This window comes from Microbacterium sp. SCPM-O-B-15248 (M128), assembly GCF_058214835.1.
This window is the reverse complement of sequence record NZ_JBYQLI010000002.1, coordinates 350096-375296: the sequence shown is the minus strand read 5'-3', so window position 1 is coordinate 375296 and position 25201 is coordinate 350096. Positions and strand designations below refer to the sequence as shown.

21 protein-coding genes and 2 tRNA genes are annotated in these 25201 nt (G+C 67.4%); 15 read left to right on the top strand and 8 right to left on the bottom strand.

The annotated features are described in order from the left end of the window. Positions 1-48: 48 nt before the first annotated feature. The 3 genes from AC3E6M_RS04450 to AC3E6M_RS04440 form a co-directional block, all read right to left on the bottom strand. Positions 49-2916: a hypothetical protein gene (locus AC3E6M_RS04450; protein ID WP_490529160.1), complete on the bottom strand. Its 2868-nt coding sequence runs from the start codon at positions 2914-2916 to the stop codon at positions 49-51. Beyond that, entirely contained in the window at positions 2909-3583 is a 675-nt protein-coding gene (locus AC3E6M_RS04445) for a hypothetical protein (RefSeq protein ID WP_490529159.1), read from the bottom strand. Before AC3E6M_RS04445 ends, AC3E6M_RS04450 begins: the two co-directional genes overlap by 8 nt. A gap of 103 nt (positions 3584-3686) precedes the next feature. Beyond that, positions 3687-4250: a hypothetical protein gene (locus tag AC3E6M_RS04440; RefSeq protein ID WP_490529158.1), complete on the bottom strand. Its 564-nt coding sequence runs from the start codon at positions 4248-4250 to the stop codon at positions 3687-3689. 160 nt (positions 4251-4410) lie between these two features. Between AC3E6M_RS04440 and AC3E6M_RS04435 the strand changes: the two genes are divergently transcribed. Then, positions 4411-4809, top strand: a complete 399-nt coding sequence (locus tag AC3E6M_RS04435; RefSeq protein ID WP_490529157.1) for a hypothetical protein — start codon at positions 4411-4413, stop codon at positions 4807-4809. Positions 4810-5060: 251 nt separating this feature from the next. Here the strand turns inward: AC3E6M_RS04435 and AC3E6M_RS04430 are convergent. Beyond that, positions 5061-6184, bottom strand: a protein-coding gene (locus AC3E6M_RS04430) for an IS3 family transposase (RefSeq protein WP_490529156.1) whose coding sequence is annotated in 2 segments (ribosomal slippage) — positions 5061-5897 and positions 5900-6184 — 1122 coding nt in all. Because the reading frame shifts where the segments join, the coding sequence is not laid out codon by codon here. Between the two features lie 372 nt (positions 6185-6556). On the opposite strand from AC3E6M_RS04430, the gene AC3E6M_RS04425 reads away from it, so the two are divergent. After that, complete coding sequence (locus tag AC3E6M_RS04425) at positions 6557-6712, top strand: hypothetical protein (protein WP_490529155.1); 156 nt, start codon at positions 6557-6559, stop codon at positions 6710-6712. A gap of 80 nt (positions 6713-6792) precedes the next feature. Then, on the top strand, positions 6793-8646 hold the full coding sequence (locus tag AC3E6M_RS04420; RefSeq protein WP_490529154.1) for a recombinase family protein: 1854 nt from the start codon (positions 6793-6795) through the stop codon (positions 8644-8646). On the opposite strand, the gene AC3E6M_RS04415 is transcribed toward AC3E6M_RS04420, so the two are convergent. Continuing rightward, a tRNA-Gly gene (locus tag AC3E6M_RS04415) sits at positions 8635-8708 on the bottom strand. The two genes, AC3E6M_RS04420 and AC3E6M_RS04415, sit on opposite strands and share 12 nt — an antisense overlap. Positions 8709-8977: 269 nt before the next feature. Here AC3E6M_RS04415 and AC3E6M_RS04410 point away from each other — a divergent pair. From AC3E6M_RS04410 to clpX, 6 genes are all read left to right on the top strand, one after another. Beyond that, positions 8978-9051 (top strand) — tRNA-Pro (locus tag AC3E6M_RS04410). Between the two features lie 73 nt (positions 9052-9124). Further along, positions 9125-10591, top strand: a complete 1467-nt coding sequence (gene tig / locus AC3E6M_RS04405; protein WP_138172347.1) for a trigger factor — start codon at positions 9125-9127, stop codon at positions 10589-10591. Between the two features lie 80 nt (positions 10592-10671). Next, the gene (locus tag AC3E6M_RS04400) at positions 10672-11160 is read left to right on the top strand and encodes a tetratricopeptide repeat protein (RefSeq protein ID WP_138172346.1); all 489 of its coding nucleotides are present in this window, start codon (positions 10672-10674) and stop codon (positions 11158-11160) included. Between the two features lie 78 nt (positions 11161-11238). Further along, entirely contained in the window at positions 11239-11823 is a 585-nt protein-coding gene (locus AC3E6M_RS04395; protein ID WP_171024127.1) for an ATP-dependent Clp protease proteolytic subunit, read from the top strand. A gap of 29 nt (positions 11824-11852) precedes the next feature. Continuing rightward, positions 11853-12515 (top strand): ATP-dependent Clp protease proteolytic subunit, encoded by a 663-nt coding sequence (locus AC3E6M_RS04390; protein ID WP_138172345.1) that lies wholly within the window; start codon positions 11853-11855, stop codon positions 12513-12515. A gap of 239 nt (positions 12516-12754) precedes the next feature. Next, on the top strand, positions 12755-14023 hold the full coding sequence (gene clpX, locus AC3E6M_RS04385) for an ATP-dependent Clp protease ATP-binding subunit ClpX (RefSeq protein WP_138172344.1): 1269 nt from the start codon (positions 12755-12757) through the stop codon (positions 14021-14023). Positions 14024-14078: 55 nt separating this feature from the next. Here the strand turns inward: clpX and AC3E6M_RS04380 are convergent, their stop codons facing one another. After that, positions 14079-16130, bottom strand: coding sequence for a M3 family metallopeptidase (locus tag AC3E6M_RS04380; RefSeq protein ID WP_490529153.1), 2052 nt, complete (start codon positions 16128-16130; stop codon positions 14079-14081). Positions 16131-16203: 73 nt separating this feature from the next. On the opposite strand from AC3E6M_RS04380, the gene AC3E6M_RS04375 reads away from it, so the two are divergent. Together AC3E6M_RS04375 and AC3E6M_RS04370 are read left to right on the top strand one after the other, a co-directional pair. Further along, positions 16204-16797, top strand: a complete 594-nt coding sequence (locus AC3E6M_RS04375; RefSeq protein ID WP_490529152.1) for an ArsR/SmtB family transcription factor — start codon at positions 16204-16206, stop codon at positions 16795-16797. Continuing rightward, on the top strand, positions 16794-16997 hold the full coding sequence (locus tag AC3E6M_RS04370) for a hypothetical protein (protein WP_490529151.1): 204 nt from the start codon (positions 16794-16796) through the stop codon (positions 16995-16997). Before AC3E6M_RS04375 ends, AC3E6M_RS04370 begins: the two co-directional genes overlap by 4 nt. A gap of 49 nt (positions 16998-17046) precedes the next feature. Here the strand turns inward: AC3E6M_RS04370 and AC3E6M_RS04365 are convergent, their stop codons facing one another. Further along, a complete protein-coding gene (locus AC3E6M_RS04365; RefSeq protein ID WP_490529150.1) occupies positions 17047-17295 on the bottom strand; it encodes a hypothetical protein in 249 nt (82 codons plus the stop codon). Continuing rightward, on the bottom strand, positions 17295-19862 hold the full coding sequence (gene valS, locus AC3E6M_RS04360) for a valine--tRNA ligase (RefSeq protein WP_490529149.1): 2568 nt from the start codon (positions 19860-19862) through the stop codon (positions 17295-17297). The genes AC3E6M_RS04365 and valS overlap by 1 nt, the downstream gene beginning before the upstream one ends. Before the next feature lie 188 nt (positions 19863-20050). Between valS and AC3E6M_RS04355 the strand changes: the two genes are divergently transcribed. Genes AC3E6M_RS04355 through AC3E6M_RS04340 form a run of 4 tightly spaced genes read left to right on the top strand, consistent with a single transcriptional unit; the run spans position 20051 to position 25074 of the window. Continuing rightward, positions 20051-21664 (top strand): ABC transporter substrate-binding protein, encoded by a 1614-nt coding sequence (locus AC3E6M_RS04355; protein WP_490529148.1) that lies wholly within the window; start codon positions 20051-20053, stop codon positions 21662-21664. A gap of 13 nt (positions 21665-21677) precedes the next feature. Further along, on the top strand, positions 21678-22661 hold the full coding sequence (locus AC3E6M_RS04350; RefSeq protein WP_138172338.1) for an ABC transporter permease: 984 nt from the start codon (positions 21678-21680) through the stop codon (positions 22659-22661). Then, the gene (locus AC3E6M_RS04345; protein ID WP_252370857.1) at positions 22658-23518 is read left to right on the top strand and encodes an ABC transporter permease; all 861 of its coding nucleotides are present in this window, start codon (positions 22658-22660) and stop codon (positions 23516-23518) included. Before AC3E6M_RS04350 ends, AC3E6M_RS04345 begins: the two co-directional genes overlap by 4 nt. Continuing rightward, complete coding sequence (locus AC3E6M_RS04340) at positions 23515-25074, top strand: dipeptide ABC transporter ATP-binding protein (RefSeq protein WP_490529147.1); 1560 nt, start codon at positions 23515-23517, stop codon at positions 25072-25074. Before AC3E6M_RS04345 ends, AC3E6M_RS04340 begins: the two co-directional genes overlap by 4 nt. Positions 25075-25201 lie beyond the last annotated feature (127 nt).

Here is a 25201-nt window from a genome sequence, read left to right as displayed (position 1 = left end):
CAAAGCGGGTGGGACCGTCTCGCCCGAGGCGGACGGCGGCAACGGAGATCACTCATCAACGTCGTCGATGGTCACCACGCCGTCGATGACAGCTCGCACCTCGTCCTCCAACGTCTGAAGCCCGCGCGCGCCAAGCTCGTTCATGAAAGCGTCCGCGTCCGCAGCGAGGTCGGCATCTCCACTCGTGATCGCGTTCGCGATCACGACGGGAACCGCGTGGCGGCTCATGTCGTAGTACACGCGACTTCCCCTACTGCGTTGGTGGAGAAGAAGCTTCAGCACGGCGAGCGCAGTCGCGGGGTTGTCCTTCGATGACTCGGCCAACTCCTTAGAGATCATGTACCGTTCGGTCGCGATGCTGGGTTCGAGCTCGAGAGCCGCTCGCAGTCGCGGCAGCCACCAATCGGACGAGAATGCTTGCCCCTTGGCGAGCCAGAAGATGCCCTCGAGTTCTTGGCTCTCATCTGGGTGCGCCTGAGCGTGCGCGATCCGCTCATCCCACAGGCGCCCGAATCGGTCACGTATCTCATCGTCCACGTACGTTGCGCGCGAGAAAGACCAGGCCACTTTGCCGAGAGCTTCGGCGCGAGTCTTCGGACTCATTTCCGAGAAGAACGCTTGGAACAGCTGGTCTTGCGTCGTGCGGTGCCCGAAGATCACGGCGTCTATTAGCCATTCGCCGATTCGCGGTAGCGGCTCACTTTCACCGCTCCAGCCGGCGCGCAGCGAATCACCCACCTGGAGGGTCGCTTGCATGGCGTCGTCAAGGAGGTCGTATAGGTCGGGATGGTATTTGTGCGTTGCCATCGCCGTGGTTAGCACCACCTGCTGGTCGGTGGAGATCTCTGATTGCGTGCCCACGAGCAGCTGCAGGCGAGTGTCGAGCCAAGGGCGCGCGTGGAGGTAAAGTCGCCCAAGTTTCTCCCCGATGGCTGCGCGTCCGGCACCATGGCGATCGACCCTGGCGAGCTCTTTGTCCAGCGCGACCAGCGCCTGCTGTTTCCACGGGGTGTCCTCGGGGTGTGTGGCCGCGACGGCGAGGGCGCGAATCCGACTGGGCCACTGCCAGTTGAGAGACATGGTGAGCGGATCCGAGCCGCCGTCGCTAGGGATGTACGCGTCGTACTCAGACCACGCTGATTCATCGTCGGCGTCTCGGATGAGCAAACCGGCGAAGCGCTCGGCGTACGCGTCGTTCATCGCCGGGGTTTCGCGTGGCTTCACTAGCTGCTTCAGCAGGTCAACGGCGGCGTCCTTGGCACCGCGGAAGTCTTTGTCGTCATCAAAGTCATCGCCCTCGGCTGGCAGGGTGGACTCCAGATCATGCCCGAGGACGAACTCAATGAGTTCAGCGACTTGTCGCCAGTCGAGTTCCAGATCAGCCTTGAGCGCGGCATCCCAACCTTGCAGAATTGCGCGAAGGTAGGTCGGGCGCAGCTTCTCGCCAAGCGCAGGAACCCCGTGAAAGGCCATAGGGTACGTTGCGAGCAGCGCCGCAAGTGCTCGCCCTTGACCCTCGTGAGAAGGATTGGGCCCCCACCGGCCGTCCGTATCGTGCCAGCCCGCGAGACAGGCGACAAGTTCCAGCGGCGCCATCTCTGCCATTTCCTCTTGGCTTGTGTGGGGGTTAGGGCCGGTCCAGGTCGTCACCTGCCCAAGTGGCTCCAGTGGCTTCTCGATTTCGCCGTGAGTCGCGTCCAACTTGGCTAGCTCTTGTTGCAGCTCAGGAGGGAGCGCGTCGTGGCCGATGGCAGCGAGCCAACCGTGCCGGTAGCGATCGGCCTTGTCCTGGATCTCCGCTTCTGCCTGTCCAGGATCCGCGCCTTCGGGCACAAGCCGCTCGCGCATCCATGCCAGGTCGGCACGGTAAGCCTGTTCAAGAAACGGCGTGAAGACCGAACTCACTGAGTAGTCGATCTGCGTCGCAACGCGCGCGAGGTGTGCGTACTCGACCCGCAAGTACTCATCATCAGACTCGGGCTCGCTCAGGAGGCGACGTGCCGCCGCCACAAATCGGTGAGCGTCACCGCCACTGTCTACTTCACGGTGCATGCACTCGCGGACGACGTAGATGGCGATCTTGCGAAGTAGCTTGACCCTTGGTTTTAGGAACAGCTCGATCGTCTCGTCGGGCTCGCGGCTCGCGGAGATCATGCCCTGGTCGCGGGCGGCATCGATGAGTGCGTCCTCGGGTCGGTCGTAACCGCTTCGCGGCTCCGCAATCGAGGGTCGGTCCATCGCGCTGAAGTCATGCGCGCCGGACGCGTGGCCGTTGATGGCCACATAGCTGAGTAGCCACCCGATGAGTGCCTTCAACGCGTCAGCACCGAGCGCCGGCACGATCTTCGGCAGTGCGTCGGCATACCAATAGTCGTCGAGGCCAACTACAGGCTTGTGGGGTCCATCGGCGCTATCAGCTCGGCGTGGCTCGAAGAGCGTATTGGCGAGCCATCGCCCTTCTTTGCGGTGACCCCCTTCAAGCAGCGTGACAGCGAACGCGACGAGATCGTGAGAGTCGGTGCGCCAGCCAAATCCGGACGCCTGCCATTTCCTGAGGAGCGGAATGAGCCGCACGGCCTCATCCGCAGGTATACGTGAGCCAATCTCGAACACGGCGCGCCTGACCCACGGGTTTGAGCTCTTTTCGAGGGTGAGGAACACATCGACGACGTCGGCCGGAACCTCCGAGGAAATGCACGTGAGATACGAAATCTCCGGCCAGTACGGGTCGTAGATGTATCCGTCGCTCGTTGGATGCGGCTCAGGCGGGCTCGAGAATGCGCCCGCTTCGAGAAGGGGACGCACCCAAAGGGGATTCTTCAAGCCCTCGAAGAAGACCTGCCGAAGTTGCACGGTAGGTATCTTGAGGAGAGCTGATTCGACCATTTCTGGTGTCGGCGCCTTGTACTTATTCATCAGCTGAGCCCTCCGTGGCATTGATCTCGGCGAGCAAGTCTTGGACGGCATGTTTCCTAGCAAAGAAGGCCGTGATCACACCATCGAACAGCTCCTCGAAGATGGCGATGTTCGCAAGCATTTCGTGATCGCTAGGCAGCGATGCGGGATCGATTTCATGATCATGCAAATGCGCCCACTTCACGAAGAATGCTTTTGCCTCGACCCATCGCTCCACGGCGGCATGGCCGTCGTTGCCGTCGTCGGTGAGCAGGGCAGCGACGTCGCCACGAACTCGACGTTTCTCGTGCACCGCCGCTTTGAAGAGCTTCGCCATCGCTGAGGCGACCTCAGCGGGCACGGCTACCTGGCTATCGCCTTCACGTTCAAGGTCGAGCTCGGGATGGCGTACCAGAAGCTCCGGAAGCTTCTTGATCTGATCCGACGACGTCGGCTTGAACACCGGTGTCGTCGGGCGCCCCATAGCGCCGAGCACGCGATTCATCACCTCTCGCATCGCGTGAGATATCAGGGAGACTCGTGTGCGCTCACCCATCCATTCCGGTTTTGACTCAATAAGCGCGAGTGCGGATTCATACGCGTTGGCCAGCTCAGGGCGCCGTTCATCAAGAGCGGCGACAAGGCGCAGCCGACGCTCGCCCAACTGGGGTCGGCGCTCCGCATTCACGCGTCGCGACCATTCTGAGAGTATGTCCGTCGGATATTCATCAACGCTTCCTACTTTGCGTCATTGCACTATTGTCGTCAAGGCCCGCCGCATCGCCCGCAGGCTAGCCATCAACACGTCGGATGTCACCCGATACTTCGTGACGCCACTCTCGGCCATCAATTAGATAGGTAACGGACCCCGAGTATCGGGGTACCGGTTGATCGCTCAGTTCGTCCGGTTGTGCTGGCACCTCTTCGATTTCGACCAAACTGTGCCAAGTCTCGCCTGGTTGCACGCGCACAGGGAAGGAAAGAGGTCTCTTCAGACGCAAGAGTGAGTCGAGTTTTATGTCGTAGATGCTCACCCGCTGATCCGAATCGTTGTGAATGCGTAGGTGAAGGCTGGTCATCACTTGATTAGGGAAATTCCCATATCCGCCACCGCCCCGTAGCTCCAAGACGACCTTCTTGGCAACCGAACGGATCATCACTTCACGAGCCTCAATCGCTGCGACGTGCTCCTGCTCGCGGCGCTGAATCTCAGCGTCGCGCGACGCTTGGTCAGCGCGGAATGTCTGCACGGCCCACAACAATGCGAGGACTGTGGATATCCCCCCGACCCATGTACCTGCTGCCTCTACCCAGTTCGGATCGGAGCCCCTGATAAGCAGTGTGGTCGCGGACACCCCGACCGCTCCGCCCCCGGATGCCCACATCGAGCGTGCGATCCATGAGCTACGTCGCCGTCCCATTACTGCACCGTAGCGAAGATAGAGCGCGTGCTCTGGAGCCGTGTCAGACTCGTGACATGGCGACAGCTCGACCACGTTCCAGTGAGCACCACGCGTGACGCCTGCCGTCCCTGCCTCCTCGTTCCCCCATGATTCGCGACTGCTCGACACTCGTGAGGCCGATTCGCATATCGAAGTCGCGAACGTCCTCCTCAAGGACGTCGGCGCCCGTCTGCAAGCCCTCGAGTCGTATCTCGAAGCGGCCCGCACGTTGCCCGCTGCAGGCAGCAAGCTGGCGGCTGCGGACGACCTCACACCGTACAACCCTCTGAGCTTCCAGGTGCGGAGCTGTCTGAGCGTTGGTGTGGACTCGATCCGCATGGTGTGCCGATTCATCGAGGTCGCAAAGGAGCTCCCGATGTTGGCTCACTACGCCCCGCTCCGCGTTGCAGTCGAATCAACCTCGCTCGGGATTTGGCTTCTCGGCAGCGGCACGAAGCAGAAACGTGCATAACAATCACTTCGGCTGTCGTACCGTAACAATGAAGATCTGGAAGGGCTGGAGTCTGTTTTCGAGGCCGCGAACGAGAACCAGCCCGATCGAGAGTGGGTTCGCGAACGGTTGCGAGGCCTGCAGGCCGATCTTCCCGACTACCGCAACCACGACATCACCAAGTTTCCGAACAACACGGGTCTGCCGCGCGGATAGGTGACGGGTTGTAGTCACGCCGCGAGGGCAACGTCGGTGTTCATGATTGCTTCGTACTAGATGGGGGTCAAACCATGGAGCCGCTTCTGTCGACGGCGCCGGTGGTAGGTGCGTTCGATCCAGGTGACGATGGCGATGCGGAGCTGGTCGCGGGTGTCCCAGGACCGCCGGTTGAGGACGTTCTTCTGCAGCAGGCTGAAGAACGATTCCATTGCCGCGTTATCGCCCGCCGCGCCGACTCGTCCCATTGATCCGGCCATCCCGTGGTGGTGCAGGGCGCGGATCATCTTGCGGGCGCGAAACTGGGATCCTCTGTCCGTGTGGACCACGCAGCCGGCGACGTTCCCGCGCCGTGCGACGGCGCTGTTCACGGCGTCAACGGCCAGACGAGCCCTCATTCGGTCGCTGATCGAGTACCCCACGATTCGGTTGCTGAACACGTCCTTGATCGCGCAGAGGTAGAGCTTTCCTTCCGCGGTCTTGTGTTCCGTGATGTCGCTGAGCCAGAGCCGGTTCGGGGCGTCCGCGGTGAACTCCCGGCGCACGAGATCGTCGTGGACCGGCGGGCCGGGGCGTCGACCCTTCCCGCGGCGGCGTTTCCCGAAAGCGGACCACCAGCCGTTGTCACGGCAGATCCGCCATGCCGTCCGCTCCGCCATGACTTCGCCCGCGTCGCGAGCCTCGTCGAGGCGGAACCGGTAGCCGAACTCCGGGTCGTCGCGGTGCGCGTCGAATAGTGCGTTCGCGCGATATGCCGCGATGAGCTCGGCATCGGTGATGGGGTTCGCCAGCCACCGGTAGTAGGGCTGGCGGGAGAGCTTGAGCACCCGGCACGTCACCGCAACGGGAACACCGTCAGCGGCGAGCTCGGTCACGAGCGGGTAAAGCCTTTTCCCGGCAGGTTCGCCTGCGACAGATACGCCGCCGCCCGCCGCAATACCTCGACCTCTTGCTCGAGCAGCCGGATCCGCTTCCGCGCTTCCCGCAACTCCGCACCCTCGGACCGCGTCACACCGGGCTTCGCGCCCTCCTCGACCGCGGCGCGCCGCATCCACTTCGTGAGAGTCATCGGGTGAACACCGAAGTCGGTCGCGATCTGCTCGATGGTCACCCCGGGCTCGCGGCTCCTGGCGACGCGCACGACGTCGTCACGGAACTCGCTCGGATAAGGCTTGGGCACAATGACATCCTTCCAGGGCACCCTCCCGGGCAACCCAACTCAGATGTCACCTACCGGCGCAGCAGACCCGACCGGGAACGTCCGTGACGACGACGGTCCCGGCGATCACCACGGAAGGAGGCGAACACCATGCACATCACGTCAATCTATGAGGACCACTACCTCGGGGAGACCTACCGGGCAGGCGTCGCCTACCTGAGAGCCCGCACCCCCGACAATGGCCGAGCACCCCGCCGTGTCGGCACCTACCCGCTGGACCAGCAACGACAGATCATCGCCAAGGCCGCACGAATTGAGTAGACAGTCATCGTCGCGGAGTTCATCGAGTACGGCGACCATGCGAGAGGGTTCCGGCCGGCGTTCCGGCAGTGCGTGTCCTTCGCAAGCGAAACCCACCTCCCATACCTCTTCGTGGCCCGCGAGGAGTACCTGACGTGGCGGCCTGAGGACTTCGACCTGCTGATGCGGCATCTCGCCGATACGCAGATCATCCTCATGCCCGCATACGACCGGATGCGATCGAGGTAACACCGTCACTGGTGGAGGCCCAATGAAGGGCCTCCACCAGCCCACCCAACAACCCCCACGCCCAAGAAAGGAGGAACCCTATGAACACCGACAGCCCCGACCAGCCGACCCCCGTTCGCCCACCGACGAGTGATGCGGAATCGTCAACACCACTGGACTCAATTCGCGAAGTGAGCGTCAATGGTGACAGCACACTAGACGGAGAATCCCAGATGAACGCGCCATTCGACACATCTAACCCCGCCCCAGTCGCCAACCCATTGGACCTGTTCGCAGCGTCCCTCGCACCCAAACGCGCGGTGTCCTACCTGCGCGTGTCGACTAAGGGGCAAGCCTCGCGTGGCGCGGACGACGCCGAAGGGTTTTCGATTCCGGCGCAGCGGGAGGCGAACAAGAAGGAGGCTCAGGCGCTCGGCGCGCTGATCGTGAAGGAGTTCGTCGACCGGGGAGCATCCGCGAAATCCGCCGACCGCCCCTACCTGAAGGAGATGCTCGAGTACGTCGAAGACGGCGGCATCGACGTCATCGTCCACAAAGTCGACCGCCTCGCACGCAATCGAGAAGACGACGTCGAGATTGGCCGCAAGCTCCGTGCCGCAGGCGTCACCCTCGTATCCACCACCGAAAGCATCGACCAATCACCGTCCGGCATGCTGCTGCATGGCATCATGGCCTCCATCGCCGAGTTCTACTCCCGCAACCTCGCCACCGAGGTCATTAAGGGCATGAACCAGAAAGCCAAACGCGGCGGCACCGCAGGCAAAGCACCCCTCGGCTACCGCAACATCGGACAGCTCGATGACAACGGTGCCGAGATCCGTACCGTCATCGTCGATCCCGAACGGGGGCCGCTGATGCGCGAGGCGTTCCGGCTCTATGCAACGGGGGAGTGGACGGTGGCGTCCCTCACGGAGCACTTGCGTGCACTCGGGCTGACAACTCAGCCGGGACCGAGCCTTCCGTCCAAACGGATCACCGAGGGGTTGCTGCACAAGCTGCTCACGAACCCCTACTTCACCGGGATCGTGACGTTCCGTGGCGCGGTCTATCCGGGCAGACATGAACCCCTCACTGATGCCGCGAGGTGGCGCAAGGTGCAGGACATCCTCGCGTCCCACGTCAACGGCGAACGCACTCGAAAGCACCCGCACTACCTTCGCTCAACCGTCTACTGCGGGCTGTGCGAGGAGCGACTGCTCGTGCAGATCTCGAAGTCCAAGACGGGGGAGCGATACCCGTACTTCGTCTGCGCTGCCCGACACAACCAACGCTCGACGTGCGAGCAACGATCGGTCCTCATTACCGATGTCGAGAAGAAGATCGAGCAGTACTACCAGCGAGCGGTGCGGCTGTCGGATAACGACCGTTCCAGCGTCGAGCGCCTGTTCCACGCAGATCTCCAAGCGCAGCGACGCGTCCGGGAAGAGGAGACAGCGGTCCTGATTCGCGAGAAAGAGAAGCTCGAACGCACGAGAGCCAAGCTCCTCGAAGCCCACTATGCCGACGCCATTCCTCTTGATCTACTGCGCACCGAACAGGACCGGATCAGCAGCGCTCTCGACCAGATCGCCAACAAGCTCCACCGCGACGAGATCAGCGATACCGACGCTGAATATCTCCTCGCCAACGCCCTCAGCCTGCTCCAGATCGCCGGGCTCGGCTACCTCGCCGCACCCGAACACGTCCGCCGACAACTCAACCAAGCCTTCTTCAAGAAGGTCCTCGTCTTCCGGGACGAAGACGCACGCGACGGTGTGCGAGTCGAAGTCGAGATGAACGAACGTTCCAGACCCTGCTTCGTATCGCTACTCACGGAACGTCCAGCGACACAGCAAAGCCCGCTCGTAAGAGCGGGCTCAACCCTGACGCCGCACCAGGCGAATCGCTTCACATTTTTGGTGAGGGTTTCAGTAACAACGTTTTGGAGGGGATGACGGGAATCGAACCCGCACCATCAGTTTGGAAGACTGAGGCTCTACCATTGAGCTACATCCCCGCGGCGGCGAACCGCAGCGGCATCCACTCTACTTCACGCGTGGGCCTGGCCTGAACACACCACGGAGCGCGCGTCGCCGTGTCGAGAACAGGCTGTGTCGCGACAACAGGGCGATCCTCCGGAAATCCGCCTGTTTCTGATGCATCGCCTGTTCTCGAGCCGCTGACAACATCGGCCGCGAGCCGCGGATTCCGCTCACACCAGCCCCCGCACCTCGATCGACTAGACTTTCAGGGGTCGTTTCGTCGAACGCGTCCTACGCGTCGCCCCGGGGCGTAGCTCAGCTTGGTAGAGCGCCCGCTTTGGGAGCGGGAGGCCGCAGGTTCAAATCCTGTCGCCCCGACGCAACGGCCCCACAGACCACAGGCCTAGCCGGCCCCCGCGTGCGCGCGGGCCACACGAGGAGAACACACCGCATGGTCAACAGCACCGTCGAGAAGCTCAGCCCGACCCGGGTCAAGCTCCACATCACGGTCTCGCCCGACGAGCTCAAGCCGAGCATCAGCCACGCCTACGAGCACATCGCGCAGGACGTGCAGATCCCCGGCTTCCGCAAGGGCAAGGTGCCCGCGCCGATCATCGACCAGCGCATCGGTCGCGGCGCCGTCATCGAGCACGCCGTCAACGAGGGTCTCGACGGGTTCTACCGCCAGGCCGTCGAGGACCAGGAGCTGCGCGTGATCGGCCGTCCCAGCGCCGAGATCGTCGAGCTGCCCGAGCTCAAGGACTACTCCGGAGACCTCGTGATCGACGTCGAGGTCGACGTGCGTCCCGAGTTCGACCTGCCCGCCTACGACACGATCACCGTGACCGTCGACGCCGTCGAGGCCGATGACGCCGCGGTGGATGCCGAGCTCGACCGCCTGCGCGCCCGCTTCGGCACGCTCGTGACCGTCGACCGTCCGGCCGCGACGGGCGATTTCGTCGAGCTCGATCTCGTCGCCACGATCGACGGCGCCGAGATCGACCGCGCCGAAGGCGTGTCGTACGAGGTCGGCTCCGGCGAGCTGCTCGAGGGTATCGATGAGGCCGTCGACTCGCTCACCGCCGACGAGCAGACCACGTTCCGCTCGAAGCTCGTCGGTGGCGACCACGCCGGCGAAGAGGCCGAGGTCGCGGTCACCATCACCGCCGTCAAGGAGCGCGAGCTCCCCGAGGCCGACGACGACTTCGCCCAGATGGCGTCGGAGTTCGACACCCTCGCCGAGCTGCGGGCGTCGCTCGCCGAGCGAGTCTCGGAGCAGTCGGTCTTCACGCAGGGTGCCGCCGCGCGCGACAAGTTCGTCGAGGCGCTCATCGAGGCCGTCGAGATCCCCGTGCCGCCGCAGCTCATCGAGGACGAGGTCCACAACCACCTCGAGGGCGAGAACCGCCTCGAGGACGACGTGCACCGCGCCGAGGTCACCGAGGCGAGCGAGAAGCAGTTCCGCACCCAGATGATCCTCGACAAGATCGCCGAGGATGCCAACGTGCAGGTGTCGCAGGACGAGCTCACGCAGTACCTGATCCAGTCGGCCGCGCAGTACGGCATGGCTCCGCAGGACTTCGTCAACGCGCTGCAGCAGGGCAACCAGCTGCCCGCGATGGTCGGCGAGGTCGCTCGGAACAAGGCGCTCGCGATCGCCCTCGGCAAGGTCACCGTCGTCGACTCCAACGGCAAGCCCGTCGACCTGGCCGGCTTCATCGCCGTCGAGGGTGAAGAGGCTGCCGAGGACGAGGTCGTCGAAGAGGCTCAGGAGATCGCCGACGCCGCCGCCGACGCGGACGCCGTCATCGAGGCCGGAGAAGCCGCCGCCGAGGAGGAGGCCCCCAAGAAGGCCCCCGCCAAGAAGCGCGCTCCCGCCAAGAAGAAGGCCGCCGAGAAGGCCGCCGACAGCGAGTAAGACTCGATCGTCATTCTCGACAGGGGGTGGATGCCACGGCATCCGCCCCCTGCTCTTTTCCCGGAGACGAAGGGCTCGACATGAGCGACTGGCAGGACCGCGTGGATGCCGTCTGGGCGGACAGCGCCCTGACCGAGGACGAGGTGATCGACCGCATCGACGTCCTCGCCGCCGAGCGCTCCGTCGACGACCCCGTCGCCCTGTTCGAGCGGGCAGGCGCGCGTGACTCGGCGGGCCGCGAGGCGGAGGCCGAGGTCCTGTACCGCCGAGCCCTGGAGATCGGGCTCGACGACGAGCGCCGTACTCGAGCGACGATTCAGCTGGCCAGCACCATCCGCAACCTCGGCAAGATCGACGAGGCGCGAGAGATGTTGCGGGCGGAGTACGAGCGGGAGCCGCGCGGACCGCTGCACGACGCGGCTGCGGCGTTCTACGCCCTCGCGCTCGTGTCGGCCGGCGAGGCCGAGCGAGCGGCATCCATCTCGCTTCAGGCCCTCGCTCCGCACCTGCCGCGCTATACCCGTTCCGTGACCGGATACGCCCGCGAGATCGCGGACGGACACGCCTGATCCGCCCGCGGCGAACACGGCGACCGGCCCCGAACCGCGCCGGTAGATTCGTTGCAGATCACCGGAAGAGGAGCACACATGCCCGAACCCCTTATGGCAACGAGCGTCTTCGACAGGCTGCTCAAGGACCGCATCATCTGGCTCGGTTCGGAGGTGCGTGACGAGAACGCCAACGAGATCTGCGCCAAGATCCTGCTGCTGGCAGCCGAGGACTCGCAGAAGGACATCTACCTCTACATCAACTCGCCCGGCGGCTCGATCACGGCCGGCATGGCGATCTACGACACCATGCAGTTCGTGCCGAACGACATCGTCACGGTCGGCATCGGCATGGCCGCGTCGATGGGCCAGCTCCTGCTGACCAGCGGCACCAAGGGCAAGCGCTACATCACGCCCAACGCCCGCGTGCTGCTGCACCAGCCGCACGGCGGCTTCGGCGGAACCGCGAGCGACATCCAGACGCAGGCGCAGCTCATTCTCGACATGAAGAAGCGTCTCGCCGAGATCACCGCCGCCCAGACGGGCAAGAGCGTCGAGCAGATCAACGCCGACGGCGACCGCGACCGCTGGTTCAGCGCGGCCGAGGCCCTCGAGTACGGCTTCGTCGACCACATGCGTGAGCACGCCACCGACGTCGCCGGCGGCGGCGGGACCGCGGCCTGAGGCCGAGGGCGAGAGGAAAGGACACCGCAATGCACACTCCCACCTTCGGCGGCGGCGCCGCGCACATGCCGAGCAGCCGCTACATCCTGCCCCAGTTCGAGGAGCGGACAGCCTACGGCTACAAGCGCCAGGACCCGTACAACAAGCTCTTCGAGGACCGCGTGATCTTCCTGGGCGTCCAGGTCGACGACGCGTCGGCCGACGACGTCATGGCCCAGCTGCTCGTGCTCGAGTCGCAGGACCCCGACCGCGACATCATCATGTACATCAACTCGCCCGGCGGCTCCTTCACTGCCATGACGGCGATCTACGACACGATGCAGTACGTCTCGCCGCAGATCCAGACCGTCGTGCTGGGCCAGGCCGCGTCCGCTGCGTCGGTGCTGCTGGCGGCCGGCGCCCCCGGCAAGCGTCTGGCTCTGCCCAACGCCCGCATCCTGATCCACCAGCCCGCCGTCGGCGAGTCCGGTCACGGTCAGGCGTCGGACATCGAGATCCAGGCTGCCGAGATCATGCGCATGCGCACGTGGCTCGAAGAGACCATGGCCCGTCACACCGGCCAGGACGTCGCGAAGGTCAACAAGGACATCGACCGCGACAAGATCCTCTCCGCTCAGGAGGCGATGGAGTACGGCATCGTCGACCAGGTCCTGACGACGCGCAAGCGCGTCCCGGCGGCCCTGACCGCCTGAGCGCCCCTCATCGATGCCCCGCCGAAATCTCATCGGCGGGGCATCGTCGCGTCCGGGTCTTCTGAGGGTGAGTCGCCAAGGCCGAAGGAGAGTGGATGCGGTGCCCGGAGGGCGCGGCATCCGTGTCCGCCCGTGGCGATCAGACGAACGGCACTCGCGCAAATGCCCTCGATTGTCGTGGGCAGCGGTTAGGCTCGGAGGCACTCGGGCGAGTGGGCCGGGTGACGAGGAGGACGGGCATGGCACGCATCGGAGAGAGCGCCGACCTGTTCAAATGCTCCTTCTGCGGCAAGAGCCAGAAGCAGGTGCAGCAGCTGATCGCGGGTCCCGGCGTGTACATCTGCGACGAATGCGTAGAGCTGTGCAACGAGATCATCGAAGAGCGCATGGCCGAGTCGTCCTCCGGCGAGGTCGCCGACTTCGACCTGCCGAAGCCGCGAGAGATCTTCGGCTTCCTCGAGGAGTACGTCGTCGGACAGGAGTCCGCGAAGCGGGCCCTGGCTGTCGCCGTCTACAACCACTACAAGCGCGTGCGCTCGCACGGCACTCTTCAGCCCGCCGAGCAGCGCGCCGAAGAGATCGACATCGCCAAGAGCAACATCCTTCTGCTCGGACCCACGGGGTGCGGCAAGACGTACTTGGCCCAGACCCTCGCGAAGCGCCTCAACGTGCCGTTCGCGGTCGCGGATGCCACGGCCCTCACCGAGGCCGGCTACGTCGGTGAGGATGTCGAGAACATCCTGCTCAAGCTCCTGCAGGCCGCCGATTTCGACGTGAAGCGCGCCGAGACCGGCATCATCTACATCGACGAGGTCGACAAGATCGCCCGCAAGGCCGAGAACCCGTCGATCACGCGCGACGTGTCGGGCGAGGGCGTGCAGCAGGCCCTCCTCAAGATCCTCGAGGGCACGGTCGCCTCGGTGCCTCCTCAGGGTGGTCGCAAGCACCCGCATCAGGAGTTCATCCAGATCGACACGACGAACGTCCTGTTCATCGTGGCCGGCGCCTTCGCGGGACTCGAAGAGATCATCTCGTCCCGCGTGGGCAAGCATGGCGTCGGTTTCGGCGCTCCGCTGCACCGCAAAGAAGATGCGCCCGACCTGTTCAGCGAGGTCCTGCCCGAAGACCTCCACAAGTTCGGTCTGATCCCCGAGTTCATCGGTCGTCTGCCCGTCGTGGCATCCGTGTCGCCGCTCGACCAAGACGCGCTCATGGAGATTCTCACGGCCCCGCGCAACGCCCTGGTCAAGCAGTACCAGCGCATGTTCGAGCTCGACGGCGTGCAGCTGGAGTTCGAGGAGGACGCGTTGCGCGCGATCGCCGACCTCGCGGTGGGCCGCAAGACCGGCGCGCGTGGTCTTCGGGCGATCCTCGAGGACGTGCTGGGTCCGGTCATGTTCGACGTGCCGTCGGCCGACGACATCGCCAAGGTGGTCATCACCCGCGCGGCCGTCGAAGACGGTGCGCCCGCGACGATCGTGCTCGCTCAGAAGCGCAAGAGCGCCTGACCTTCGCGATCTCCGACGGTCCCGATCGCACCTCGCGATCGGGACCGTCGTCGTTTCAGCCGGTGAGGCCGCGACGCTCGAGCAGCGGCTGGATCTCGGCATCCCGACCGCGGAAGTCACGGTAGGCCGCGAGCGGGTCGCCGGAGCCGCCGACGCCGAGGAGACGCTGGCGGAACCGGTCGCCGTTCTCGCGCGTGAGGCCGCCGTTCTCGCGGAACCACTCCACCGTGTCGGCGTCGAGCACCTCGCTCCAGATGTAGGAGTAGTACCCGGCGCTGTACCCGCCCGAGAACACGTGCGCGAAGTACGTCGAGGCGTAGCGCGTGGGCACCGCGGGGTTGTCGAGACCGATGTCGGCGAGGGCCGCCGCCTCGAACGCCGCGACGTCGATCTCGCCCGCCGCCTCACCGACCGACAGACCGTGCCAGGCCTGATCGATCCAGGATGCCGCAAGGTACTCGCTCGTGGCGAAGCCCTGGTTGAACGCCTCCGACGCGTGCAGCCGCTCGACGACGTCGGCCGGCAGCGGCTCGCCGGTCTCGTGGTGTCGCGCGTAGTGGGCGAGGATCTCGGGCCAGAAGATCCACATCTCGTTCACCTGGCTCGGGAACTCCACGAAGTCGCGGTGCACCGCGGTGCCGGCGAAGTGCGGGTAGGTGACCGTCGCGAACAGTCCGTGCAGTGCGTGACCGAACTCGTGGAACAGCGTCGTGACCTCGTCGAGGGTCAAGAGCGTCGGCGTGCCCGGTGCGGGCTTGTTCACGTTGAGGTTGTTGACCACGACCGGGGCTGTGCCGCGCAGTCGTGACTGCGTCACGATCGAGTTCATCCACGCGCCGCCGCGCTTGGAGTCGCGCGTGTACAGGTCGAGCAGGAACAGGCCGAGTTCGCTGCCGTCGGCGTTGTGCACCTCGAACACCCGCACGTCGGGGTGGTAGCCCTGGAGGTCGTGGCGCTCGGCGATCCGGATGCCGTACAGCTGCTCGGCGGCCGAGAACACGCCGTCGCGCAGCACTCGCTCCGCTTCGAACCAGGGCCGCAGCGCCGCACGATCGAGGTCGTATTGCTCGGCCCGCACCTTCTCGGTGTAGAACGCCCAGTCGTGCGCTTCGATCGCCACGCCATCGGTGTCGGCGATCCGCTGGAGGGCCTGCTGCTCGGCGCGCGCGTTGGCGGCCGCGGGACCGGCGAGGCGGCGGAGCAGATCGCGCGCGGCATCCGGAGACCCGGCGGTCTGGTCGGCGAGCACCGCGGCCGCGTGCGAGGGGTAACCGAGCAGGGCGGCGCGCTCGGCGCGCAGCCGCACGATCTCGCGGAGCGTCGCACGGTTGTCGTTCGCGTTCCCGCGGGTCCCGCGCGCCCGCGAGGCCTCCAGCAGCCGACGACGGGAGTCGCGGTTCGTGAGCGAAGCGAGATACGGGTGCCCGGTGTACAGCGTGAGCGTGACGACGTAGCGACCGTCGAGCCCGCGCTCGGTTGCGGCCTGCGCGGCGGCCGACAGCTCGCCCTCGCTCAGTCCGTCGAGTTCGGCGGCGTCGTCGAACACGACGGCGAGGTCGTTGGTGTCGGCGAGCAGGTTCTTCTCGAACGTCGTGGTGAGCGTCGACAGGCGCTGGTTGAGGTCGGTGAGGCGCTGCTTCTGCGCGTCATCGAGTCCCGCGCCCGCCAGCGACATCTCGCGGTGGCGACGTTCGACGAGATACCGGCTCTCGGCATCCAGGTCGAGGGCGTCCAGGGACTCGTGCACGGCGGTGACGCGCGCGAACAGCGCGGTGTCGAGCTGGATCGCGTCGCCGTGGGCGGACATGAGCGGTGCGAGCTCTTCCTCGATGGCCTGGATCTCGGGCGTGCCGTCGGCCGAGGCGACGGTGTAGAACGTGCGAGCGACGCGGTCGAGCATCTCTCCGCTGCGCTCGAGCGCGACGAGGGTGTTCTCGAACGTCGGGGGCTCGATCTGGGCGGTGATCGCATCGACTTCTGCGCGCTGCGCGGCGAAGGCCTCGTGGAACGCGGGGAGGTAGTGCTCCGGGCGGATGCTGCCGTAGGGCGGCAGATCGTAGGGGAGCGGCGTCGGAGCGAGGAGGGGATTGGTCACGGCATCCGTCATCGTTCCAGCGTAGTCACTCCGGCATGCAAAGAAGTGTTTGCATAACTTTCGATGCAAAGGTATCTTTGCATTCGTGACCAGCCCCGCCGAGCCCCGCGACCGCGTTCTCGACGCGGGCGCCCTCCGCGCCCTGGCCCACCCGCTGCGGGCGCAGCTGTTCGACCTGCTGAGCCAGTACGGACCGCAGACGGCGAGTGGACTGGCGTCGCTCACCGGCGAATCCACCGGGGCGACGAGCTACCACCTGCGCGCCCTCGCCCGGGAGGACCTCATCCGCGAGGTCGAGGGGCGCGGGACCGCGCGCGAACGCTGGTGGGAGCGCCCCGTCGGGATGGTGACGCTGTCGAACCCCGAGCTCTCGCACACCGCCGCGGGTCGTGCGATTCAAGAGGCCGTGCACAGCGAGACCCTCAACATCCGCCAGCAACGACTGCTGCACTTCGCCATCCACGGGTGGGAGGAACCCGAGCCGTGGCGCGAGGGCAGCCTCATCTCCACCGCCAGCGCGCGGCTCACCGCGGAGCAGATGACCGAACTCAGCGCCCGGCTGCAGGCGGTCGTCGACGAGACCGTCCAGCGCTATCGCCATCAGACCGGAGACGGGCTGCGCGTCGTCACGATGCGCGCCGACGTCTTCCCCCTGCCCGCCGAAGGAGGCTCCTCATGACCGCGCTCACCGCGCCGCTCGTGGCCACCACGACCGTCGAGAAACTGCTCCTCGCTCTGTCGCGGGCCCTGGCCGAGCACGCCCACGCCCGCATGCAGGCACGCGTGGTTCGCGCCGACGCCACCGCTCAGCGCGCCGTCCTGCTGACGAAGACTCGTCGGCCGGTGTTCGAGGCCGAGTCCTACCTCAGAGTGCGCTGACCGAATGACAGAGGGCCGGGATACGGCATCCCGGCCCTCTGTCGTCGAATCAGGCGAACTCGTCGTCCGTGTCGTACCGCACGACGACCTCGCCCGAGGCGTCCTGCGACACGATCACGCCCGTATCGAGCTCAGCGACGGGGCGCCCCTCGAGGAACGTCAACGTCCACCGCGGAGCCGGCGCGCTCAGCCCGGCGGGGTTCAGCGCCGCTTCGACGGCGGCGATCTGGGCGTGCAACACGGCCGGCACGGCGGCCGGCGGCTGCTCGCGAGCGGTCCAACGGGTTCCGAGCTGCATCAGTCCTCCTGGGGTGCGAACACGATGTCGGTGACGGTGGTGGCCTCGGCGTCGGCGAACGCGATCGTCTCGATGCGTCCCACGGCGCGCAGGTCGCCCTCGGCGAGGCGCAGGAGCGCCGCGTGCGGGCTCGCGATCGTCAGCGAGGTCACCGGCGTCTTCTGCGAGGCCTTGGCCTCGGTCTTGGCGCGACGGATGCCGATGAGTGCTTCGCTGACCGCGGTGAGCACGGCCGGGTCGCCCTCGATGCCGAGCGGCGTGGGCCACGCGGCGGTGTGCACCGAGCCCTCTTCGAACCACGACCAGGTCTCTTCGGCCGCGAACGACAGCACGGGGGCGAACAGGCGGACGAGGGCCGACAGGGCGGTCCGCAGGGCGAGGGCCGCAGACGCCTGACCGGCGTCGGTGCGGTCGTACGCCCGCTCCTTGACGAGCTCGAGGTAGTCGTCGCAGAACGTCCAGAAGAACGACTCGGTGATCTCCAGCGCGCGCGCGTGGTCGTACGCCTCGAAAGCCGCCGTGGCGTCGTGCATGACGGCATCCAGGGTCGCGAGCATCGACGCGTCGAGCGCGTGCGTGACCTCGGCGCCCTCGGGCACCGGGAACGACAGCACGAACTTCGCCGCGTTCAGCAGCTTGATCGCCAGGCGCCGGCCGATCTTGATCTGCGTCGGGTTCTGCGGGTCGAACGCGGCGTCGGTTCCGAGACGGCTCGAGGCCGCCCAGTAGCGCACGGCGTCGGAACCGTGCTGCTGCAGAATGTCGGCGGGCGTGACGACGTTGCCCTTGGACTTCGACATCTTCTTGCGGTCAGGGTCGACGATGAAGCCCGAGATGGCGGCATCCGTCCACGGCACCCGACCGTCTTCGAGGGCGCTGCGCAGCATCGTCGAGAACAGCCACGTGCGGATGATGTCCTGCCCCTGCGGGCGCAGGTCGAACGGTGCCACGAGGTTCCAGAGCTCGTCGTCGCGCTGCCAGCCACCGGCCAGCTGCGGGGTGAGCGACGACGTCGCCCACGTGTCGAGGATGTCGCGCTCGGCGTCGAAGCCGCCCGGAACGCCGCGCTGGTCCTCGGTGTAGCCCGGGGGCACGTCGGTCGTCGGGTCGACGGGCAGCGCGGCCGCCTCGGGGGTGATCACGCGCGCGTAATCGCGCTCCCCGTTCTCGTCGAGGGCGTACCAGACCGGGATCGGCACGCCGAAGAAGCGCTGGCGCGAGACGAGCCAGTCACCGGTGAGGCCGTTGGTCCAGTTCTCGTAGCGCACGCGCATGAAGTCCGGATGCCACGACATCTCGCGGCCGAGGGCCACGAGGCGTTCGCGCAGCTCCGCGTCGCGCGCGCCGTTGCGGATGTACCACTGGCGCGTCGACACGATCTCGAGCGGGCGGTCGCCCTTCTCGAAGAACTTCACCGGGTGCGTGAAGGGCTTCGGGGCGCCCTCCATCTCGCCGGACTCCTGCAGCAGCTCGACGATGCGCTTCTTGGCGCTGAAGACCGTCTTGCCCGCCAGTTCCGCGTACGCCGCCTTCGCGGCATCCGTCACGATGACGTCGGGAGCGTCGGCGACGATGCGGCCGTCTTTGCCGATGATCGTGCGGTTGGGGAGGTCGAGTTCGCGCCACCAGATGATGTCGGTGACGTCGCCGAACGTGCAGATCATCGCGATGCCCGAGCCCTTGTCCTGCTGCGCGAGCGGGTGGGGGAGCACCGGCACCTCGACGTCGAACAGGGGCGTGCGCACCGTCGTGCCGAACAGCGGCTGGTAGCGCTCGTCGTCGGGGTTGGCGACGAGCGCCACGCACGCGGCGAGCAGTTCAGGGCGGGTCGTCTCGATGAACACGTCGCCCGAGCCGTCGGTCTTGTGGAATCCGAGGCGGTGGTACGCCGCCGGGTGGTCGCGGTCCTCGAGCTCGGCCTGCGCGATCGCGGAGCGGAAGTCGACGTCCCACAGCGTCGGGGCGAGGGCCTGGTACGCCTCGCCGCGCTCGATGTTGCGGAGGAACGCCAGCTGGCTCGTGCGCATCGCGTCGTCGGAGATCGTGCGGTACGTCTGGTTCCAGTCGACGCTGAGCCCGAGGTCGCGCCACAGCGCCTCGAACGCCTTTTCGTCCTCGACGGTGAGCTGCTCGCACAGCTCGATGAAGTTGCGGCGGCTGATGGGCACCTGGTCGGCGGCCTTGCTGCTCTTGTTGTCGCCGCCCGCGAACGGCGGAGTGAAGTCGGCGTCGTAGGGGAGCGAGGGGTCGCAGCGCACGCCGTAGTAGTTCTGCACGCGGCGCTCGGTGGGGAGGCCGTTGTCGTCCCAGCCCATGGGATAGAACACCGTCTTGCCGCGCATGCGCTCGAAGCGCACCTTCACGTCGGTGTGGGTGTAGCTGAAGACGTGCCCGATGTGCAGGCTTCCGGATGCCGTGGGCGGCGGGGTGTCGATGGAATAGATGCCCTCGCGGCCCACCTCGACCGCGCGGGCCCGGTCGAAGACATACGTGCCGCGCTCGGTCCACGCGGCATCCCACTTCTGCTCGAGGCCCTCCAGGGCGGGCTTGTCCGGAATCAGCGACATGGGTACTCCTCGAGCGATATGTGCGGCACCGTGTGTGCGTGCCTGACTGTGGTCGCCTCCAGGATACCGAGTCCGGCCCGGGTGCTCGCGCGATGGGCGGCCGGGCGCGGGACTCCGCCGATTTCGAGACCGCGTCCAGGAACTCGGTAAACTGAGGGCTTACCCCTACGCGATTTCGAGGTCGTTCCATGCCGTCCGTGCTCCTGCGCCGTCTCCTCTCCGTGACCGCCGTCGCGGCCGTGTCCGCCCTGACCCTCTCGGCCTGCTCGGGAACGGATGCCGGTCCCTCCAGCGACAGCGAGCTGGTGTGGGCGATCGAGGGCGCCAACCTCTCGGCCGGTCACATGGACCCGCAGACCAGTCAGCTCGACGTGTCGGCCATGGTGCAGCGCGCCGTGCTCGACTCGCTCGTCTTCCAAGAGGCCGACGGGTCGTTCTCGCCGTGGCTCGCCGAGTCGTGGGACGTCGAGGACGGCGGGGCGACGTACACCTTCCGTCTGCGCGAGGGCGTGACCTTCCACGACGGCTCGCCGTTCGACGCCGCCGCGGTGAAGGCCAACTTCGACCGCATCGTCGCCCCCGAGACCGCGTCGGCGCAGGCCGCGGCGATGCTCGGCGGCGACCTGTACGCCGGCACCGATGTCGTCGACGAGAACACCGTCCGCGTGCGTTTCTCGCAGCCCTACGCGCCGTTCCTCCAGGCCGCGAGCACCGCCCTGCTCGGCTTCTACTCGCCGAAGGTGCTCGAGACCTCCGCCGATCAGCTCAAGGCCGGAGGCCCGGACGTCACCGTCGGCACCGGTCCGTACGTGCTCAGCTCGTACACGCCCGATCAGGAGATCGTGTACACCGCCAACGAGGACTACTCGTGGGGACCCGACGGCGGCGGTGCCCCGCGGGTGAAGACTCTCCGCGTCGAGATCCTCCCCGAGGCCTCCGTGCGCCTGGGCGTCCTTTCCAGCGGCGAAGCCGACGTCGTGACGAACCTGCCGCCGAACCTCGTGTCGCAGGTTCCCGCCGACGACACCGTGAACGCGATCGAGTACCCCGGACTGCCCTACTCGCTCTACCTCAACGAGAAGTACGGCGTCTTCGCCGATCAGAAGGTGCGTCAGGCGTTCTCGCGCGCGATCGACGTCGATACCGCCGTGCAGGAGATCTTCTTCGGCCAGTACCCCCGCGCGTGGAGCATCCTCGGCGCGACGACCCCCGGCTACGACGCGAGCCTCGAGGGCTCGTGGCCCTTCGACCCGGCGGCCGCGAACGCGCTCCTCGACGAGGCGGGCTGGACGGGACGGGATGCCGACGGCATCCGCACCAAGGACGGTCAGCGCCTCACCGCCCGCTGGATCGCCTGGACCCCCGTGCCCGACGACCGCGCCGCCCTCGCGAACGCCCTGCAGTCCGACCTGCGCGCGGTGGGCTTCGACCTGCAGCGCGAAGTGCTCGAGCCCGGCGCGTACAACGAGCAGTACGGCCCGAAGACCTTCGATCTCACCGATTGGGGCTTCTCGGGCGTGGACGCCGATCTGCTGCGCAGCCACCTCGCCACCGACGGCTTCCAGAACGCCTCGCAAGTGAGCGACCCGGCCCTCGACGCGCTGCTCGAGCAGGGCGCGGCCACGACCGACCCCGCGGCTCGCGCCGACATCTACGCCCAGGTGCAGCAGTGGAACGCCCAGCACGTCGCGATCGTGCCGCTGTACAGCCCGGCCCTGATCACCGCCGTGCGTCCCGACGTCACCGGCCTCAGCTTCGACCTGTACGGCCGGCCGCTGTTCGCCACGGCGAACCTCGGCTGACCCGGAGAGACGGATGCCGCGTTCCCGCGATCGTGCGCGCGCCGCGCTGATGCGGATCGGCGGGATCGCGGCATCCGTCGTTCTCGTGCTGTGGGGCGCCGCGACGCTGGCGTTCCTGGCGTTCCGGATCATCCCGGGAGACGCGGTCGACGTGTTGCTCGGACCCCAGGCGCAAGTGAGCGAAGCGGTGAAGGACGGCATCCGCGCGGAGCTCGGCTTCGACCGGCCGGTGCTCGAGCAGTATGCGGCGTTCCTCGCACGGCTTGCGCGCGGCGATCTCGGGGAGTCGTACCAGTTGCGCCTGCCGGTGACCGAGGTGATCGGGCGCCAGCTCGGATCGACCCTGCAGCTCACGGGTCTGGCACTCGTCATCGCGATCGTGCTGGCGCTGGCGTCGGTGCTGCTCGTGCGCGGCCGGACCGCGCGAGCGGTGGCCGGCGGTGTCGAACTCGTCGTGCTGTCGTCCCCCGTGTTTTGGACGGGCCTGCTGCTGCTGTCGGTGTTCTCGTTCCAGCTGGGGTGGTTCCCGGTGTCGGGGGCGCGCGATCCCGCCGCCGTCGTGCTTCCGGCGATCACTCTCGCGCTTCCCGTCGCGGCGCTGCTGTCGCAAGTCCTCCGCGACGGCGTCGAGACCGCCGAACGAGAGCCGTTCCTGCTGACCGTCCGCGCCCGCGGAGCCTCCCCGCTGCGGGAGAGTACCCACCACACGCTGCGCCACGCCTCCGTCGGCGGGGCCACGCTCGCCGCCTACCTCGTCGGGTCTCTTCTCGGCGGGGCGGTGCTCGTGGAGACCGTCTTCGCCCGTCCCGGCATCGGCCGGGTCACCCTGACCGCGATCACCGACCGGGATCTGCCGGTCGTCACGGGCGTCATCCTGTTGAGCGCCCTCGTCTTCGTCGTCGTCAACACGATCGCCGACCTCGTCGTGCCGCTGCTGGACCCGCGGCTCGCACGCGCGACCCCCGCGCTCGGCCCCAGGACGGAGGTGCCCGCGTGAGCACCGAGATCCGCTCGACGCTCGTCCGGCGTCGCTCCGCCCCGGGCGGCACCGCGCGACGGGTCGCGCTGATCGCCGCCGCCGTGGTACTGCTCGCCCTCGGCTTCGCGGCGCTCGCGCCAGGCCTGCTCGCGACGCACGACCCGCTCCTCACCGACGTCCGTCAAGCGCTGCAGGCTCCGAGCGCGCAGCACTGGTTCGGCACCGACCAGAGCGGACGCGACGTGTACTCGCGCGTCGTGTTCGGCGCCGGGCGCTCGATCGGCATCGGGCTGCTCGCCACCGGACTCGCCCTCGTCGTGGGGGTCGCGATCGGTTCGCTCGCCGCGGTCGCGCCGCGCCCCGTGGATGCCGCGGCGATGCGGGTGATCGACGTCCTGCTGGCGTTCCCCGAGTTCTTGCTCGCCCTTTTGGTGGTCGCCGTCCTCGGGCCCGGAGCGACGAACGTCGCGGTCGCCGTCACCCTCGCGGCGCTGCCCGTGTACGTCCGGCTCGCCCGAACCCGCACGCGCGCGCTCTCGTCGACCGAGTACGCCGAGGCCGCCCGGATCGTCGGCGTGCCCCGGCCCGTGGTGCACGTGACGCATGTGCTCCCCGGGGTCCTGGCATCCGCGAGCGTGTTGGCGACGATCGGCATCGGCACCAGCATCCTCGCGGCCGCCGGACTGAGCTTCCTCGGACTCGGGCCGACCGAGCCGACGCCCGAGTGGGGGCTCATGCTCTCGTCGGGCCGCAACCTCCTCGTCCAGGCACCGTGGGTCGCGGTCTTCCCGGGACTGGCCATCACGGCCACCGTGGTCGCGGTCAGCATCGTCGGTCGGATCCTCCGGGCACGGTCCGAGGAGCGTGGGGCATGAGCGGCATCCGGGTTCGCGGCCTGCGCATCGCGGGAGCGGACGGCGAGATCGTGCGGGGCCTGGACCTCGATGTCGCGGCGGGGGAGTCCGTCGCGCTCGTCGGTGAGTCCGGCACCGGCAAGTCGCTCACCGCCCGGTCGCTCCTCGGTCTGCTGCCCCGCGGGTTGACCGCCGCCGCCGAGACGATGGAGATCGACGGCGTCGACGTGCGCGGCTTCGGCGAGCGGCAGTGGCGCACACTCCGTGGACGCCGGGTCGCCCTCGTGTCGCAGGATGCGCTCGTCTCCCTCGACCCGCTGCGGCGCATCGGTGCCGAGGTGGCCGAACCTCTCCGCATCCACGCGCCGTCGGTCCGCGGAGCGGCCCTGCGTGACCGTGTCCGCGACGCGCTCACGCGGGTCGCCCTTCCCGAACCCGACCTCCGGGCACGGCAGTATCCGCACGAGTTGTCGGGCGGTCTCCGCCAGCGCGCCCTCATCGCCTCGGCGGTGGCCGCGCGACCGGCCGTGCTCATCGCCGACGAACCGACGACGGCCCTGGATGCCACGGTGCAGGCGCGCGTGCTCGATCTGCTGCGTTCCGTCGCCGACGAAGGCGTCGCGGTCGTCCTCATCACCCACGACCTGGCCGCCGTCCGTCGCATCGCCGACCGCGTCGTCATCCTGCACGAGGGCGCCGTCGTCGAGACCGGACCGACCGCCGCGGTGATGGCCGCTCCACGCGACCCGCACACGCGCACCCTCGTCGCCGCGGCCTCTGCCGCGCCGTTGCGTCGCGCGCCGCGGACCGACGCTCCGCTGCTGAGCGCCGAGGGCCTGACCAAGCGGTTCGGCGACCGCGTCGCCGTCGACGGCGTCTCGTTCGAGGTGCGTCGAGGGCGCACGCTCGCGGTCGTGGGGGAGTCCGGGTCGGGCAAGACGACGCTCGCCCGCATGATCGTGGGCGTCGCCGAGGCCGACGCCGGCACTCTGCGCGTCGACGGCCGGGCGTGGTCGCCGCGCGCCGCGCGGGGCGCTGCCCGACGCCGGATACAACTCGTGCAGCAGAACCCGTGGGGTGCCCTCGATCCGCGCTGGAGCGTCGGGCGGACGCTCCGCGAAGCCGTCGCCGTCACCGGCGCGCCTCGCTCCCAGCGCCGTGCTCTCGTCACCGATCTGCTCCGCGAGGTCGGGCTCTCGCCGGCCTTCGCCACCCGGCGACCGGCGCAACTGTCGGGCGGACAACGGCAGCGGGTCGCGATCGCCCGAGCCCTCGCGGTCGGTCCGGAGCTGCTGGTGCTCGACGAGCCCGTGTCGGCCCTGGACGCCACCGTGCGCGCGCGTATCCTCGACCGCCTCCTCGACCTCCAGCACGAGCGCGACCTCGCGATGGTGTTCGTCACCCACGACCTCGACGTGGTGCGGGGCATCGCCGACGACGTCCTCGTGATGCAGGACGGCCGGGTCGTGGAGGCAGGCCCGGTCGCGCGCATCTTCGCCGAGCCGCGCCATCCGTTCACGAGAGAGCTGCTCGACGCCGCGGCATCCGCGCCCTCCGGTCCCGGCACGACGGCGTAGACTGGGCGAATCAGCACCGATCCGGCCATCACCGGGGAGCTCTCGGAAGAACCGGGCCACGGCCCGCAGTAGAACCGAGCGGGGCAGGCCCGTCACAGCCGCAGTGAGAGAGGCGCACACCCCGGTG

Coding starts and splice junctions, on each gene's coding strand:
- AC3E6M_RS04365 (WP_490529150.1), bottom strand. CDS start 17,295: ATGCAGCTCGGAACCCGTTGGACCGCTCGCGAGCAGCCGCCGGCCGCC.
- tig (WP_138172347.1), top strand. CDS start 9,125: ATGGTCAACAGCACCGTCGAGAAGCTCAGCCCGACCCGGGTCAAGCTC.
- AC3E6M_RS04395 (WP_171024127.1), top strand. CDS start 11,239: ATGCCCGAACCCCTTATGGCAACGAGCGTCTTCGACAGGCTGCTCAAG.
- AC3E6M_RS04370 (WP_490529151.1), top strand. CDS start 16,794: ATGACCGCGCTCACCGCGCCGCTCGTGGCCACCACGACCGTCGAGAAA.
- AC3E6M_RS04400 (WP_138172346.1), top strand. CDS start 10,672: ATGAGCGACTGGCAGGACCGCGTGGATGCCGTCTGGGCGGACAGCGCC.
- AC3E6M_RS04350 (WP_138172338.1), top strand. CDS start 21,678: ATGCCGCGTTCCCGCGATCGTGCGCGCGCCGCGCTGATGCGGATCGGC.
- AC3E6M_RS04390 (WP_138172345.1), top strand. CDS start 11,853: ATGCACACTCCCACCTTCGGCGGCGGCGCCGCGCACATGCCGAGCAGC.
- clpX (WP_138172344.1), top strand. CDS start 12,755: ATGGCACGCATCGGAGAGAGCGCCGACCTGTTCAAATGCTCCTTCTGC.
- AC3E6M_RS04450 (WP_490529160.1), bottom strand. CDS start 2,916: ATGAATAAGTACAAGGCGCCGACACCAGAAATGGTCGAATCAGCTCTC.
- AC3E6M_RS04355 (WP_490529148.1), top strand. CDS start 20,051: ATGCCGTCCGTGCTCCTGCGCCGTCTCCTCTCCGTGACCGCCGTCGCG.
- AC3E6M_RS04380 (WP_490529153.1), bottom strand. CDS start 16,130: ATGACGGATGCCGTGACCAATCCCCTCCTCGCTCCGACGCCGCTCCCC.
- AC3E6M_RS04340 (WP_490529147.1), top strand. CDS start 23,515: ATGAGCGGCATCCGGGTTCGCGGCCTGCGCATCGCGGGAGCGGACGGC.
- valS (WP_490529149.1), bottom strand. CDS start 19,862: ATGTCGCTGATTCCGGACAAGCCCGCCCTGGAGGGCCTCGAGCAGAAG.
- AC3E6M_RS04420 (WP_490529154.1), top strand. CDS start 6,793: ATGAACACCGACAGCCCCGACCAGCCGACCCCCGTTCGCCCACCGACG.